Annotated in this window: 10 protein-coding genes; 1 reads left to right on the top strand and 9 read right to left on the bottom strand. The window is 62.3% G+C overall.

The annotated features are described in order from the left end of the window. Positions 1 to 223: 223 nt before the first annotated feature. The 4 genes from BGC09_RS18060 to BGC09_RS18045 all read right to left on the bottom strand — a co-directional run bounded on the left by BGC09_RS18060 (position 224) and on the right by BGC09_RS18045 (position 7,342). Positions 224 to 727, bottom strand: a complete 504-nt coding sequence (locus BGC09_RS18060; protein ID WP_069805628.1) for an HIT family protein — start codon at positions 725 to 727, stop codon at positions 224 to 226. A gap of 166 nt (positions 728 to 893) precedes the next feature. Continuing rightward, a complete protein-coding gene (locus BGC09_RS23430) occupies positions 894 to 1,373 on the bottom strand; it encodes a winged helix-turn-helix transcriptional regulator (RefSeq protein ID WP_084659077.1) in 480 nt (159 codons plus the stop codon). 408 nt (positions 1,374 to 1,781) lie between these two features. Beyond that, positions 1,782 to 4,910 (bottom strand): serine/threonine-protein kinase, encoded by a 3,129-nt coding sequence (locus BGC09_RS18050; RefSeq protein WP_069805627.1) that lies wholly within the window; start codon positions 4,908 to 4,910, stop codon positions 1,782 to 1,784. A gap of 191 nt (positions 4,911 to 5,101) precedes the next feature. Further along, positions 5,102 to 7,342, bottom strand: a complete 2,241-nt coding sequence (locus tag BGC09_RS18045; RefSeq protein WP_069805626.1) for a tetratricopeptide repeat protein — start codon at positions 7,340 to 7,342, stop codon at positions 5,102 to 5,104. A gap of 107 nt (positions 7,343 to 7,449) precedes the next feature. On the opposite strand from BGC09_RS18045, the gene BGC09_RS18040 reads away from it, so the two are divergent. Continuing rightward, positions 7,450 to 7,686: a hypothetical protein gene (locus tag BGC09_RS18040; protein WP_069805625.1), complete on the top strand. Its 237-nt coding sequence runs from the start codon at positions 7,450 to 7,452 to the stop codon at positions 7,684 to 7,686. Between the two features lie 282 nt (positions 7,687 to 7,968). Here the strand turns inward: BGC09_RS18040 and BGC09_RS18035 are convergent, their stop codons facing one another. The 5 genes from BGC09_RS18035 to BGC09_RS22980 all read right to left on the bottom strand — a co-directional run bounded on the left by BGC09_RS18035 (position 7,969) and on the right by BGC09_RS22980 (position 15,624). Further along, positions 7,969 to 9,531 carry a tetratricopeptide repeat protein gene (locus BGC09_RS18035; RefSeq protein ID WP_069805624.1) on the bottom strand — a complete coding sequence of 521 codons (1,563 nt, stop codon included), beginning with the start codon at positions 9,529 to 9,531 and terminating at the stop codon, positions 7,969 to 7,971. A gap of 381 nt (positions 9,532 to 9,912) precedes the next feature. Then, positions 9,913 to 11,976, bottom strand: coding sequence for a serine/threonine-protein kinase (locus tag BGC09_RS18030; RefSeq protein ID WP_069805623.1), 2,064 nt, complete (start codon positions 11,974 to 11,976; stop codon positions 9,913 to 9,915). A 371-nt stretch (positions 11,977 to 12,347) separates the two neighbouring features. Further along, positions 12,348 to 13,628, bottom strand: coding sequence for an MFS transporter (locus BGC09_RS18025; RefSeq protein WP_069805622.1), 1,281 nt, complete (start codon positions 13,626 to 13,628; stop codon positions 12,348 to 12,350). A gap of 555 nt (positions 13,629 to 14,183) precedes the next feature. Further along, complete coding sequence (locus BGC09_RS18020) at positions 14,184 to 15,479, bottom strand: serine/threonine-protein kinase (protein ID WP_176728971.1); 1,296 nt, start codon at positions 15,477 to 15,479, stop codon at positions 14,184 to 14,186. Then, positions 15,448 to 15,624, bottom strand: a complete 177-nt coding sequence (locus tag BGC09_RS22980; RefSeq protein WP_176728970.1) for a hypothetical protein — start codon at positions 15,622 to 15,624, stop codon at positions 15,448 to 15,450. Before BGC09_RS22980 ends, BGC09_RS18020 begins: the two co-directional genes overlap by 32 nt. Between the last annotated feature and the right edge of the window lie 191 nt (positions 15,625 to 15,815).

Below are 15,815 nucleotides of genomic sequence, written 5' to 3'. Positions count from 1 at the left end.
TAGTGCAGGTGTGGAGCGTCCCGTAGGGTGGCGGGACTGCGTAGGCCTGGGCGCTTTACCTGGCTTGCCGAAGCGTATACCAATGGCATTCCTCCCAAGCGGCCTTTGATACCCTGGAGCGGCGAGCGCCAGGGCCGTATTGTTGTCGCTGCCACTGATCTCGTGTCGCTCGTCTTCCGCCGCATGCCAGTCGCTCCCGACACAGCCATCGTTCCCCCCAGGCTCAACTGTGCAGCAGCGTCTCGATCGTCTCCTTAAGCTGGCGATAGACATTATCGAGATGCTCGGGGATCACCTTCACATCGGCAATCACTGGCATAAAATTCGTATCGCCGAGCCAGCGCGGCACTATGTGCAGATGCATATGTTCGGCGAAGCCGGCGCCGGCCACCTTCCCCTCATTGATCCCCAGATTGAAGCCATCGGGGGCCATCAGCCTGCGCAGCGCGCGCAGAGCCAGCTGGGCCTGAGCCATCAGCTCGCCGAGCGTCTCCGCCTCCAGCTCCGTGATGCTGGGCACGTGGTGGTAAGGAGCGATCATCAAGTGGCCGTTATTGTATGGATAGAGATTGAGCATCATAAAGCAGCGCTCGCCGCGGTAGACGATATGATTGCGGGCATCGTCGTTGGCGGCGGGCTTGCTGCAAAAGATGCACTCCTCCGACTTCGCCTGTTGGTCCTTGGGCGTGATATAGGCCATGCGCCAGGGAGCCCATAAATTTTCCATGTGCGCACTTCTCCTTACAGAGTCTTGATAAGAAAGAAAGAAAGAAGGAGTGAGGCAAAAGCAGTACAGACCGCCACTGATGAACGGTGCCTGCCTGCCTGAGCGAAGACGAGTATAGCAGCAGGGGGAAGGAAGGTCAATCTATCTGCCAGGGATGCGAGCGAAGTTAGGCCTCGCGAGGGCAGGTTTCTCCCTCGGAGCAGGAGGAAGCTGAAGATGAATCCATCGCTGAAGGCTGGCACGAAGATGGAGGAAGAGGCAACTCGATCCACCGCTCAGCCCAGGCGTGGATGGCATCGATCACCGGCTTCAGCGCGCGGCCCTTCTCTGTCAACTGGTATTCGACGCGCACAGGAATGTGTGGGTAGACGACGCGCTCGACGATGCCCTCCTGTTCCAGCTCGCGCAGGCGCTCGGAGAGCACGCGGTCGGAGAGGCCGCCGACGATCGTGGTCAACTCGCCAAAGCGGCGCGGGCCATCCAGCAACGACGCGATCAGCAGGCCGGTCCAGCGCTTGCCGAGGATCTGCATCGCGTGCTCGTAGCGGGGGCACAGCTGGGTAATCGGCCTGAGCGGCTGCTGTTGTTGTGGACGTGATGGTGTTGAAAACGCAGCAGAGGTAGCCGACTCTTGTGCTTTCTCCATCCTTCTCGCCTTTCAGTATCCTCAAGAGGGTTGACCTGGTACTCTGGCGGCGATCCAGCGGTTCAAAGGTCACAACATCCACCCTAGAGTATAACATTGTCGTCCAGTTGAGGCAAGGCCCGGCTGCTGAACCAAAAAAGGTGGAGCCTGTCAGGGATCGAAGGGCTGAGCAAGCGGAGAGGGAGCGCGCTCTTCCAAACCGAGGGGCAGGGACCCCCTGAGAGCCGAGAGCCAGTGCGTGTCGGCTGATCCTGGAACTGCTCAGAGGCTACCGAAGGAGAGAAAGGGAGGGGGGCCACCTCCCCTGACCTCCTGCCTGTGAGGGAGAGCGAGCGGGAAGCACGGCTGGCTCATCGGAAGACCGGGGATGGCCAGGGCGTGAGTGCATGGTGCAGCTCGCCTGGGTGATCAATGTCTGCGCCGTTTGCGCGCCTGCCGAGCCTGCTCTAACTCATGGCGAATGCTCTCGTTGTCGGGAGAGAGGAGATAAGCCTGCTCCAGATCAGCGATAGCCTCTGCTAACATCCCATTGCTGGCATAGAGCCGGCCACGATGGTAGTAGAGAAGCGCGAGATACGGATTCAGACGAATGGCCTCATTGAAGTCGTCCAGCGCGGGCTCGAAATTGCCCAGCGACTGGTAGAGGAGGGCGCGGTTGTTATAAGCCGCCGTATGGCCGGGATCGAGCTGAATCGCCTGATTGTAGTCGCTGAGGGCCTGAGAGAGGTTCCCTAACTTCTCATGAATGAGGGCGCGGTTATTGTAACTGGAGGCATCGGTAGGATTGAGGCGGATGGCCTCATTGAGGTCAGCCAGAGCCAGATCATATTGACCCTGCTCTCGATAAAGGAGGCCGCGGTGGTTATAAGCGCGGACGTAGGTCGGAGCAAGGCGGATCGCCTCATGGTAGTCAGAGAGGGCGCTGGTGAAATCCCCCATCTCTTCGTAAAGCTGAGCGCGATCAAGGTAGAGATCTGGATCGTCAGGGAAGAGCTGTAGTATCCGGTTGAGGTCGGCCAACGCGAGATCGTAGTGGCCTTGCAGCCGGTGAAGGAGGCAACGCCTCAGATAGGCTTTGGCGTTAGTGGGATCGAGACGGATAGCCTCGTTGAAGTCGGCGAGAGCCGGCTCGAACTGGCTCGCATGACTACGCAACTCGCCGCGATAGCTGTACAGTTCGGCGTTAGTGGGATCGAGGCGGATGGCCTCGTTGAGGTCAGCGAGAGCCAGATCGAGCCGGTTCATCTCGCGATGAAGCATAGCCCGATAGCTGTACAGGTAGGTGTTGGTAGGAGCGAGGCGGATGGCCTTGTTGAAATCGGCGAGAGCCAGCTCATACTTTCCTTGCCGTTGGTAGAGGAAGCCGCGGAAGGCGTAGCTCTTGACAAGATCAGGTTGGAGGCGGATGGCTTCATTGAGGTCGGCGAGAGCCAGATCGAGCTGCTCCAGGTCGCGATGAAGCGCTGCCCGATGGAGGTACAGCTCGGCGTCTGTGGGATCGAGACGGATGGCCTCGTTGAAGTCGGCGAGAGCCAGATCGAGCTGCTCCAGGTCGCGATGAAGCGCTGCCCGATAGTTGTACAGTTCGGCGTTGGTGGAATCGAGGCGGATGGCCTCGTTGAGGTCGGCGAGAGCCAGATCGAGCTGGTTCATCTCGCGGTGAAGCGAGGCGCGGTGCAGGTAGAATTCGAGGTTGGTGGGATCGAGGTGGATAGCCTCGTTGAAGTCGGCGAGAGCCAGATCGAGCTGGTTCATCTCGCGGTGAAGGAAGCCGCGGTCGCTGTACTGTTGGGAGTTAGTGGGATCGAGGCGGATGGCCTCGTTGAAGTCGGCGAGAGCCAGCTCGGGCTGCTTCATCTGGTGATGAAGGGCGCCGCGGTTGCTGTACTGTTGGGAGTTAGTGGGATCGAGGCGGATGGCCTCGTTGAAGTCGGCGAGAGCCAGATCGAGCTGCTCCAGGTCGCGATGAACCACAGCCCGATGGTGGTACAGTTGGGCGGTGGTGGGATCGAGACGGATGGCTTCATTGAGGTCGTCGAGAGCCAGATCGAGCTGCTCCAGGTCGCGATGAAGCACAGCCCGATAGTTGTACAGTTGGGCGTCTGTAGGATCGAGGCGGATGGCCTCATTGAAGTCGGCGAGAGCCAGGTCGGGCCGCCCCATCTCGCGATGAACGGAGCCGCGGTCGCTATAGACTTGAGCGTCTGTAGGATCGAGGCGGATGGCCTCATTGAAGTCGGCGAGAGCCAGGTCGAGCCGCCCCATCTCGTGATGGAGCGAGCCGCGGTCGCTATACAGTTGCGCGTCTGTAGGATTGAGGCGGATGGCCTCGTTGAAGTCGGCGAGAGCCAGCTCATGCTCTCCTTGCCGTTGATAGAAGAGACCGCGGTGGCTGTGGCTTCTGGCAAGATCAGGTTGGAGGCGGATGGCCTCGTTGAAGTCAGCGAGGGCCAGCTCGCGATGGTCCTGGAGACTGAAGATGGCGCCGCGCCAGAGGTAGGCCTCCGCGTTCAGGGGATCGTTGCGGATAGCTGCGTCAAAGTTGGCCCGTGCCTGATCGCCCTGGTTGTGAATCAGGTAGTAGAGGCCGCGGTAGAGATAAGCGTCGGAATGACCAGGAGCGAGGCGGATAACCTCATTCAAAATGGCCAGAGCCTGGTTGTAGTCCTCCTTCTCATAGGCGCTCTGAAACTGCTGGAGCAGCTCCTCGACCTCTTCTGAGGGAGCAGGTGGACTTCCGATAGTGGCCTGCTCGAGAGCGGCAGCGAAGTCGCGTACAGAAGCAAAGCGCTCAGTGGGCTGGGGAGCCAGGGCGCGCTGCAGCGCCAGCTCGAAGGCGGCCTGGATACCAGGGGCCTCATCGTCAGCGGCAAGGGGAGGAAGCTGCAGGGCTGGCTGGTCGGTGCTACCGAGAGTGGGCAGCTCGCCGGCCAGCCACTCGTAGATCATGACTGCCAGGGCATACTGATCGCTGGCGAGTTGCGCCTGATCCTGCCGCTGCTCGGGGGCCAGGTAGGGAGAAGGGGTCTGCCTATCGGGATCGGCTTCGGGGAAAGTGAGAACACCGTCGCTGAGCAGCAGGTGCCCATGAGCATCCAGCCAGACGTTCTCGGGCTTCAGACGTGCATGGGGCAGGTGAAGATCATGCAGCTCCTGCAGGGCGGGAACGATCTTGTTCACATAGTCTAGCACAGTAGAGAGAGAGAGACGGGAGCCACTGGGATGATGGGCGCGCAAGGAACTGCCGGGAACGTAAGCCCGGACTAAGAAAGGGAGCGAGAGGACGGAATCGAAGCCGGAGTCGAGCCAGGGCAGAAAGCTCTGAAAAGAGAGCCGCCTCAAGAAGCGGATCTCATCCTGAAAGCCCTCGGCTTGTGCTGGGGAGGAGGGAAAAGCCGTAAGGAGTTTGAGCACGACAGGCTCTGCTAACCGTTGCTCCTGGTCCTCGGCCAGATAGACCTGGCCGAGAGGGCCGTGGCCTAGCAGGCGGATAAGCTGGTAGCGACCGAGGCGCTGGCCAGAAAGATCGGGGAGCATCAGGGACGTCTCCTTTCCTTTGATTTCAAATGAGAGCGCGCAGGATCGGTAGATCTGGAGTCGGCAGAGCGCGAGCGTGGCAGTGGCCTGCACCGCTATAGTATAAACGCGGATAGCATAGCACACCCTCGCGGTCAGGGCAAATACTGGCGGCTGGGCAGGAGGTCAGAGAAGCAGAGCAAGAGAGAGGCTCAGTCTCCCTGTGAGTGCAAAAGCTGCCGAACCCGCTGCAGGGTCTGCCAGATCTCCTCATCCTCTGGCGCGTAGCGTCGGGCGCGCTCCAGATCGGCCAGCGCGTACTGAAGTCGCCCCTGCAGCTCGTAGAGGCGCGCCCGTTCCCGGTACAGGGCGGCATCGTCGGGACGGAGGCGAAGGGCCTCACTGAGGTCGGTGATGGCCTCCTGGAGCTGGCCCAGATCGGCGTAGAGCAGGCCGCGATAATAATAGGCCTCGGCAGTCTCGGGGGCCAGGCGAAGAGCTTCGTTGAGATCGCTCAGGGCCAGCTCCAGCTCGCCCAGCTCCGCGTAGAGCACAGCCCGATCAAAGTAAGCCGCCGCCAGGCTGGGATCAAGGCGAAGCGCCTGCTCGAAGTCGGCCAGGGCCTCCTCGATCTCCCCCCGTTGCTGGCGGAGATTACCGCGCTGAGCATAGCTGAGGGCCTCAGCAGGAGCCAGGTGGATGGCCTGATCCAGATCCGAGAGCGCCCGATCAAAGTCGCCCTGCTCCTCATACAGGCTGGCGCGCTCTCGATAGGCCAGGGGATCGGCGGGCGCCAGGCGGATAGCCGTGCTCAGGTCGGCCAGGGCCTGAGCCTCCTCTCCCTGGCGTCGCCGCAGCAAGCCGCGCTGCAGATAGGCCCCGGCGTTGTGGGGATCAAGGCGAAGCGTCTGCTCGAAATCGGCCAGGGCCTGAGCAGCCTGACCCAAGGCCAGATAGACCTCGCCGCGTGCCAGATAGGCGGCGGCATCGCTGGTATCCAGGTGGATGGCCTCGTCGAGATCGGCCAGCGCCCGCTCCAGCTCGCCCTCTTGCTGATAGAGCAGCCCACGATGGAAGGAGGCCGGGGCATGCGATGGATCAAGGCGCAGCGCCTCCGTATAGTCAGCGATAGCCCGCTCTGGCTCTCCCAGCTCCTCATAAGCGTTGCCGCGATTAAAATAGGCCGGGGCATAGGCGGGGTCGAGGCGAAGGGCCTCATTCAGATCGGCCAGGGCCTCGCCAGGGCGTCCCAGCTCCAGATAGATGCGCCCGCGATTGTTATAGCTCACCGCGCGCCCCGGCTCCAGGCGCAGCACCGTCGTATAGTCCTCCAGCGCCTGCTCCAGCCGGTCCTGTTGCAGCGCCAGAAAGCCGCGATGGTGGTAGGCCGTCGGGTCGGAAGGAGCCAGACGAATAGCGGCATTGAAGTCGGCCAGGGCCTCCTCAGTGCGTCCCAGCTCAGCATAGACCTGGCCGCGCCGATTGTAGGCGTAAACGTTGCGTGGATCGAGACGCAGCGCCTCGCCGAAGGCGGCCAGGGCCTCCTGGCGGCGTCCCTGACGATAGTGCTCGTTGCCTTGCTGCAGCCACAGCTCAACCAGCTCGCGCTCCTGGGGAATAGCCACCTCCAGGGCGGCGGCGGCCCGGCTGAGAGCCTCGGCAAAAGCCTGCACGGAAAGGAAGCGCCTGGCCGGATCAGGGGCCAGCGCCTGAGCCAGCACCTGCTCAACTGCCGTGCTCAGCTCCGGCGCGCTGGCCCGCAGCGACTGCAGCGTTCCGCCCTCCTCCAGGCGCTGTGGTAGGGCGCCCGTCAGCCATTCGTAGCAGAGCGCCGCCAGCCCATACTGGTCGCTGGCCGCCACAGGCTGCCCGGCCAGCTGCTCAGGGGCCTGATAGGAGGAGGCCGTCAGCTCGCCCGCAAGCCAGGCAGCGGTCCCTCTCGTAAAAGGCTGCAGCACTGTCCAGAGGCCCACCTCACTCAACAAGAGCCGCTCATCGTCGGCGAGCAGCACGTTCTCCGGCTTCAAATGAGCGTGCAACCAGCTGGCCTCATGGGCGGCCTGCAGCGCCGAAGCGAGCTGCGTCGCGTAGCGCACCACCGTAAGCAGGGGCAGGCGGGAGCCGTGAGGATGGCGCGCGCGCAGAGAGCCAGCGGCGACATAGGGCAGCACCACAAAGAGCAGACGACGCGCGCTGTCGTAGCCGAAGTCCAGCAGTGGCAGCAGCTGCTCATGGCGAAGCGCCCGCAAAGCCAGCAGCGCGGCGAACAAGGGAGGCAGCTCCGCCTTCCTGAGCGCGGGCGTGTTCAGTACCTTAAGAGCCAGAGGCGGCGCGGCTCTCCCCTCGGCCTCCTCGCTCGTCCTGCGGGCCAGATAGACCTGGCCCAGGCTGCCCCTCCCGAGCAGGCCCAACAACCGATAGCCCTCAAACTCTGCTCCTGTCAGATCCTGCATCACCTCGTCTCTCCTCTCTCCTCCGCTGATACGCCTGCTGGCCCTGGCGCATTCCCAGTGGCATACTGGTATAGCCAGCTGATAGTATAGAGAAAGCCGCTGGCTCGATGCAAGAAGAGCCAGCGCGCGAGGCTCCTGATTCAGGACTGCTGGCGGCGCATGGCCTCGCGCACCATTGCCAGCGCCCTTTTCTCGATTACCGTCAGCACATCGCAACGGCCAGGGACCGGCTCAAGAAAGCGCGTACCAGGGCTGGAAGAGGCCGCGGCGTGGCGGGCGTTGAGACGGAGCGCCCTGCTGAAGCCGGCCAGGCCCTGCGGCAGATTGTCCTGCGGGAGGGATAGAGTGACGCGCTGCAGGCAGATCCTGGCGCCGCCGGGCTGGAGAGCGCTGGCTTGATGGTCCTGATGGTACGAAGCGGGAGCGATCGGCGCTGTGCCTGCCAGCCCTGACAGCTTTCCTCATCGGAATCTGGGACCTGCTGCCTTGCTGCCTGTAGAAGAGCCTCCTCATCTTCTCCCTCATAGCCTCATACAAGAAGGGCTGCACTAGCTGCGCTATGAGCTACTCATGTCCCTGTGGTAGAGAGCAACCGGGTAGCGCAGCAAAAGAGCGTGACTGCTCAGTCACAGTCGGCCCTCCTGCCCGCTCTCCTTCCGTTTCCAGAAGCCGGCGGCCTGCAGCAGGCGCCGCCGCCTGGCGCGCAGCGCCAGGCGAAGAGTCTGCCGGAAATCGGCGGCGGCGAGTCCATAGCGGCCCTGCCAGAGATAGAGAGTGGCGCGCTGCCAGTAGTCTTTCGCCCGCCCTGGCTGCAGCCTGATCGCCTGCGACAGACTGGCGATCGCCTCCTCGCGCTGGCCCAGCCAGCGGTAGATCTCGCTCGCCAGGCGGCACGTGTAAGGATCGAACGGATTGAGCCGGATCGCCTCCTCTATGGCCTCGCGGGCCTCCTCCCACTGCAGCTTGCCAAAGAGCAGGGCCGCACGGCCAACGTGGGGAATAGGCCTGTTGGGCTGCAGGCGGATGGCCTCCGTAAAATCGGCCAGCGCTTGCCGCTGCCGCTCCTGATCGAAGGACCGCGTGAGCAGCGTGCCCCGGCTCTCATAGAAAGTGGCATTCGCCGGCTGCAGAGCAATGGCTGCATTGAAATCATTCAATGCCTGCTCGGCCTCTCCTAGCTTCATCAGGACCTGCCCGCGCCCATGCAGGGCGGAAGCATCCTCGGGCTTGAGCTGGAGGGCGGTATTGAAGTCAGTCAGGGCCTGGAGCAGATCACCCGCGCGCAAATGAGCGGTACCGCGATAGGTCAGCAGTGCAGACGAAGGCGCTGGCGAGAGGTTCAGCGCCTCGGTGAAGTCGGCGACCGCCTCCTTGTAGCGCTGCTCACTCAAAAAGAGAAGAGCGCGCTCCTGGAAAGCGTTGGCGGTCGGCTGCAGGCGGATGGCCTCATTGAAGTCGGCCAGAGCCAGCTCGGGGGCGATGGCCCTCAAGACGCGGCCCCGCTCGACCAATGTCCTGGCATGCGTCGGCTGCAGGCGGAGAGCCTCGTTGAAGTCAGCCAGAGCCTGCTCGTACTGTTCCCGGCGCAGGAAGAGGACGCCGCGACTGATGAGAGCCTCGACCAGGTCGGGTTTGAGCTGGAGGGCTGCGTTCAGGTCGGTCAGAGCCTGCTCATACTGCCCCTGGCGCAGGAAGAGGACGCCGCGGTTAGAGAGAGCCTCGACCAGGTCGGGTTTGAGCTGGAGAGCGGCATTGAAATCGGCCAGAGCCTGCTCATACTGCCCCTGGCGCAGGAAGAGGACGCCGCGGTTAGAGAGAGCCTCGACATGATCAGGCTGGAGCAGGAGAGCGGCATTGAAATCGGCCAGGGCCTGCTCATACTCACCCCGCTCCAGAAAGACAACCCCGCGGTTATTGATCGCATCGATACAGGCAGGCTCCAGCTCCAGAGCAGCCTGCCAGTCGGCGAAAGCGCCGTTGACATCTCTCTGTGCATAGCGAATCTCGCCACGCTCATTGAGCAGTATAGCACTCTTCGGCTGCAATCGCAGTGCTTGCTCTATCGTAGAGCGTGCCGCCTCCAAAGCGCCACTTTTGCGGAGTTCCTGGGCCTGTCTCAGAAGCTCCTCCGCCTGCGGGGGAGCCTCGGCTGAGGGCTGCCCCGCCAGGGACGGCGCCGCCGCAGGCATCTCCTCCAGTGAAGGCGCGGGCTGGGGGGCAGAAGAAGGAGCCAGCTCTATCTGCCCGGTGCTCGTCTCTGGTCTTTATCTGTATTCTGGCTGTTGCTGCTCTTTAGCATTGAGCTGATCGAATGGAGTGGTCATGCTTCTCTATTCTACTCCTGATCCTGAAAACCTGCTGATCCGATTGTGGTCATGGTAGCAAGCGCTATCCATTCATCCAGAGGGAAAGGACGCCTGTGGTCAGTCCCGCCGAGCAGATAGAGAAGGGAGAGCGCTGGCGGCTCTGGCAGGCGCCGGCCTGGCCAGGATAGGAGCAAGGCCGGCAAGCAAAGGGAGGAGCGAGATAAGGGAGGGGGCAGGCAGGCCCGGCGACGGAGGTGGGAAGGCTCAACGAGCCTCGCGCCGCCGCTCCTGGCGCAGCCGATAGAGCGCCTCCTCGCGGCTCGCCCGCACCAGCCGATTGCTCGGGTCCAATTGCAGCGCGCGATCGTAGTCCAGAATCGCCCGCTGGTAGTCTCCCAGGCGGAAGTAGGCCACACCCCGATGGCGATAGCTCTCAGCATCATCGGGGCGCAGCTCCAGAGCGCGATCGTAGTCCAGAATTGCCCGTCGGTAGTTCCCCAGACCGGCGTAAGCCAGGCCGCGGTAAACGTAAGTGCGTGCCAGACAGGGGGACAGCTCCACAGCCCGATTGAAATCCGCAATTGCCTTCTCGTACTCCTGCAAAGCATCATAAGCCATGCCGCGCCTGATATGAGCCTCCACGTAACCGGGATCAAGCTCCAGAGCGCGCTCGAAATCCTGAATGGCCTGCTCATAGTCCTGCATCTCATAGCGAGTCAGGCCGCGATTGTAGTACACCAGGGCGTAATCGGGCTGGATCTCCAGAGCGCGCTCATAATCCTCCAGAGCCTGCTCATACTCTTGCATATTGCGATATACCGTTCCACGGTTATTGTAGGCATTAGCGTAGAAAGCATCCAGCTCGATAGCGCGTGTCAGATCGGAGAGAGCCAGCTCGTGCTCGCCCAGCGCATCATAGGCATTACCGCGGTTATTGTAGGCCAGCGTATACTCGGGATTGAGGCGAATAGCCTGACTGAAATCGGCGATGGCCTGCTCGAAATTGCCCAGGCAGCAATAGGCATTGCCGCGATTATTATAGGCGTCGACATGAGAGGGGTCGAGCTGCAGCACGCGGCTATAGTCAGAGATAGCCTTCTCATACTCCTGGAGGCGGCGATAAGCGCGGCCCCGGTTAAAATAAGCCTCCAGGTAGGCTGGATCAAGCTCCAGAGCGCGCTCGAAATCGGCCAGCGCGCGGCGATCATCGCCCAGGGCGCAGCGGGCGTAGCCGCGCCCATTATAAGCGATAGCCTGCTGAGGATTCAGCTCCAGAGCGCGATCGAAATCGGTGAGGGCCTTTTCAGGCTCCTGGAGCTGCAGATAGCAGCTGCCGCGGTTCACATAAGCGTCGGCGTAGGTGGGGTCCTGTGAGATAGCCTCAGAGAAAGCCTCAGCCGCCTCCTTATAGCGGCCCTGAAAATAAAAAGCCACCCCATCATCGAAGCACTCCTGGCGGCTACGAGGCTGGATGCGCGGCACATAATTGAGCACCAGCAGCGAGCGGGCGGCGCGTTCCAACTCCTGAGCGAACTCGCGCACGCTGGCGAAGCGTCCCTTGGGGTCCTTTGCCAGCGCGCGCATAATCACATACTCGATCTCGGGCGAGAGCTCGGGCACGCGCTCCAACAGAGAAGGAGGAGAGGCTTGAGAATGCTGGGCATACAGCTCATAGAAGGTTCCATCGAAAGGGGGATCGCCGCAGAGCCACTCATAGACGATCACCGCCAGCGCATACTGATCGCTGGCGCGGCTGGTACGTCCCATAAACTGCTCCGGGGCCATATAGTGGGGGGTGCCGGCGATCCCGGCGTTCTGCTGCTCCAGAGGGGTCTGGCCTGGGGGGGTCTGCACGATCACCGAGATCCCGAAGTCGGTCAGCAGGAGGCGGTCCTCCTGATCCAGCAGCATATTTTCCGGCTTCAGGTCGCGGTGGATCACATTTTCATCGTGGGCATACTGCAGGGCATCGGCGAGCTGCTGCACATAGTGCAGCACCAGCTCCAGCGGCACGCGCGTTCCCTGGGGATGGCGCTGGCGCAGGGTGCCGTTGGGGGCATAGTCCATCACAATGAAAGGCACCCCGAGCGCCTGCTCGAGACCGAAGTCCTGGACTGCCACGATATGTGGATGTCGCAGGCGGAAGAGGCGGGCCTCATTGACCAGATGGCGCAGCGCCTCATAGTTCAGGCCGGTGTGGAGCACCTTCACCGCCACGAGATGCTTGCGCTGGGTATGCTCGCCCAGGTAGACCTGGCCGTAGTTACCCTGCCCAAGCAAGCGGAGGAGGAAGTAGTTATCGAGCTGTCTACCCGAATGATCAACCATCGTGCCTGTTCTCTTGCCCGTGCTTGCAAGCCCTGGGTTGGGCGGATTTCCCCGTGTGACACAGTCGTAGCGAAGCTGGCCCTGCCGGGCCTCTGGCTAACAATCTACCAGCATACTTATTGTAGGAGAGAGAAGAAAGCTCGTCAAGTACTCGTAAGACGCTGAAAGTGCCTGCTGCTCAGTTCTAGCGCGGCCACGTGTCGGTAGCGTCATGTCGTACAAGATCGCTGCTGACGAGTAGCTAAAAATTTGTAAGTTGTGCCCAAAAAATGGCAGGCCAGCGTCGCCCCGTCCGGCTCACCGCCTGACCAGAACCTGCGCGCCAGACGAGTGTCACGAGCGGCGCGCGGGCGATCCGCTGGCCGCCGTACTCAGGGCTGCTCGCTCTGCTTCTGGCTCCCGCGAAGTCCTCGCTGGCCTCCCCAGAGCAAGCTTCCCAGGCCGGCCAGCAGCAAACCACCACTGGCCAGCAGCGCGAGCGCACGATAGAGCGAGCGGTAGCTCATTTCTCCTACTCCCAGACCGAAGAGCGGGAAGAGGGTCACCATTGCCGCACTAAAGAGACCCGTCTGCAGAGAGAGCACCGTGGCCCGCTGAGCCTCGGGGCTGCGCTCATTGAGCCAGGTACTCACCACCGGCTGCCAGAGCGCGTACGCTCCCTGGAAGAGCACCAGGAAACCCGCCAGACTGAGCGGTACCAGTGGCAGGCTCATCAACAGCAGCCCGCCGGCCAACGCCACCAGCAGCCCGACCAGCAGATGGCTCTGTCTCAGCCGCGCCAGCAGCGCCGGAGCCAGGGCGGTGCAGCCGAAGCTGATCACCTGGCTGGCAGCGATCACCAGGCCCACCTGGGCCAGCGTCAGCCCCAGACCGACCAGATAGAGCTGGTGGTAGTAATAAATGGTCAGGCCGCAGCCCTCAACCAGGCCCGCCAGCGCAAGCAGAGCAACCAACACCCGATCGCTGCGCACTGCCCGCAATCCCTGCAGCAAATGCCGTAGCGGCTGGCGCTGGCTACTGCCACGTTCCTCCGGTAGTGCCAGCAAGGGCAGCATCCCCAGCAGCGCCAGGGCTGCCTGAACCAGGAACGGCAGCACTTCCTGCACCTGGCCAAGTAGCCCCCCGAGGCTCGTACTGGCCGCCTCCGCAACGAGCGCCAGCAGATACATGCGACTAATCAAGCGACGAAAGTAGCGCTGCTGCTGGCCCTCGCCAGTCACCAGACGCCGCGCCAGGCCCCAAAGCAGCGCCTCCTCAGCGCCGCCACGGAAAGCGAAAGCCAGGCCCCAAAGCATAAAGCTCAGCACAACCAACGGCCCAAGTGGCCAGGCCAGGCCGAGCATCGCCGCTGCCGACAGACCGCAGTACACCAACAGACTGCGACGCCGCCCCAGCAAATCGGCGTAGATCCCCGTGGGAATCTCCGCGCACAGCTTCGTCACATGCAAAGTCATCTCCAGCAAGCCGATGGCCAGGGGACTATAGCCGTGGCGCGCCAGATAGATCATCCAGACCGCGCTACTCAAGGTCGCATTCGTCGCCAGATTATACCCGTCGTAGGCCAGTAAGAGGCGCAGGCGAGCGCCGCGCGACGATGCCCTCGACGGCTGGGCTTTCTGTCCCTCGCCCTCGCCCTCGATCCGCTTTTCCATGATCCAGCCTGTTCCTTTCATAATAGAATCACATGCTCTTGCAAGTGCGAGCGTCTGCAATGGACGCAGTAGTGAAGTGAAAGGAACCAGCCTGGCGCAGCCGTCAGAGGAAGCAAAACCAAGGCCAGCAGAGAGGCTGAACGGAGGGAGAGGGCAGTCAGAGGAGCAAAGCAAACAAAGGAGGAGAGGCTTGCCGATCGCGGCAACGTCTTCGCCAGGCAGCAAACCGGGCCAGACCAGGCCAGCGACGGGAGAGACAGGAAGGAGCGGAGAGCGCTTCGCTCTCTCCCCTCAGAGCTGGCTTGCAGGCCAAAAACCCACCATCAGCAGAACGGCGTCCTGCTTGCTTGGTCCTGCCCTGGCTTACACTGGTGGCGCTGCTCCTCATTTCTGCCGCATAAGCTGCGCCAGGCTCATGCGGCTGGAGCATGCGCGATATGGCTCGGGCGAATAGCCTCGCTGCGCAGCGCAGCCGTGCGCGGGCCGACGCTGAGCGCAAAGCACAAAGGAACAGTCATCACGATCGTACATGGTAGCACTGGCGAAATTGGCCTGTCAAGGTACACGGTGCTGCTCAGGACGCGCGGACCCAGACGACCGCGAGACAGCGGAAGGCCACGCTCGGGGAAAGAGAGGAGGAGAAGAAGAAGAAGCATGGTGCTGGCCCTGATGCTCCTGGGGGACTGGTCTGGTGGGCGTCACCTGGGCTGGCCCCTCAAGCGGCTGTCTGGTTGGCTGACTCAGCGGCAGCGGGCAATCGGGCAGTGGCGGGCGACTGGGGTGCAGCTGAGACGAAGAAAAAGCCAGCCAGGTCAACCCGCCACCAAGCAAGCCGCTGGCTGCCAGGCTAGTCATCCCCACCATCAAGGCCCGCCGTGTCGGACGCTCGACCTGGTCCTGCGAGAACCGCGCAGGAGGACGGAAGCGAGGGCGGGGACGGAGAGCCTGGCCCAGGGCCTGCTCATAAGCTCGCACAAACTCCAGCACTGTCGCAAAACGCGCCTCCGGCTGCTTTGCCAGGGCCCGCTCCACCACGGCGACCAGCGCCGGCGGCAGGGTGGGCACGCGCTGACGCAGCGACGGTGGTGGCGCCTGCACATGCTGGGCCAACACCTCAGCAGGCGAACCACGAAAAGGGCACTCCCCGCACAGCCACTCATAGACCACCACTCCCAGCGCATACTGATCGCTGGCCAACTGCGGTTGACCCGCCAGCTGTTCCGGCGCCATATAGGCCAGCGTTCCCGCAATGGCCTCTGCCTGTGGCCAGTCCCCCTGGCTCTGGCCGGCCAGGGACGCAATGCCGAAATCGCTCAACAACAGCGAGCCATCGCGCCCAATCAGCATATTCTCCGGCTTAATATCGCAATGAATGCAGCGCTGACGGTGCGCATAGTCCAGAGCGGCCCCAATCTGCTGCAAATAGAGCAGGATCGTCGCCGGATGCAAGCGGCTACCACGGGGATGACGCTGGCGCAAAGTCCCGCCAGGAGCATACTCCATCACTAAAAAAGCCAGGCCCTGCTCCTCCAGCAGGACAAAATCGAAGATCCTCACAATATGAGGGTGGTCCAGGCGAGCCACGAGGCGGGCCTCCGCGCAGAAGCGCTGCAGAATCTCAGGGTCCAGGCGAGCCCGCAGGAGCTTAATGGCCACCGCGGTTCCCAGATAGCGATGCTCACCCAGGTAGACCTCAGCAAAGCCCCCACGGCCCAGCAGGCGCACCAGACGATAATGGCCCAGCTCGCGCGGCGCCTCCGGCGGCAGGAGCCGCTCCACCTCTCCAGGCTTACTGCCAGCCTCCTCGGCCAGGCCCGCCTCAGCCGAAAAACTCAGCGGTTGCTCCATCATACTCGCCCTCCTGCTCCTTGCTTGCCTGCTTTGATTGTAGAAAGCGTTCATGGAACATGTCAATGTGCTCACACAGAAACAACCAGCCTGAGAAGCGCAGCGCATCGCTGCCGGGTTCAAAGATCCTGGACAGCGCTACATCCATAAATTCATGTATGCTTATTTATTGTTCAAGGAAAAGACCACATTGCCAGAGCAAATGAGAGAGAGAAAAGCAGAGTCTGGGGGAGGGGTGTGCTGGGGGGGTTCAAAAGAGAGCGCAAAAAGCCGCTCATCCAGTCCAGGCTGATAGTAGTGGGCAAGGCAGGGCTAGAGCCTGGGAGAGTCGGGAGTAGC

The sequence above is a fragment of the Thermogemmatispora onikobensis genome, from assembly GCF_001748285.1.
In the GTDB taxonomy this organism is placed as follows: Bacteria; Chloroflexota; Ktedonobacteria; order Ktedonobacterales; family Ktedonobacteraceae; genus Thermogemmatispora; species Thermogemmatispora onikobensis.
The sequence above is the reverse complement of the archived record's forward strand: the minus strand, read 5'-3'. Positions and strand labels throughout refer to the sequence as shown.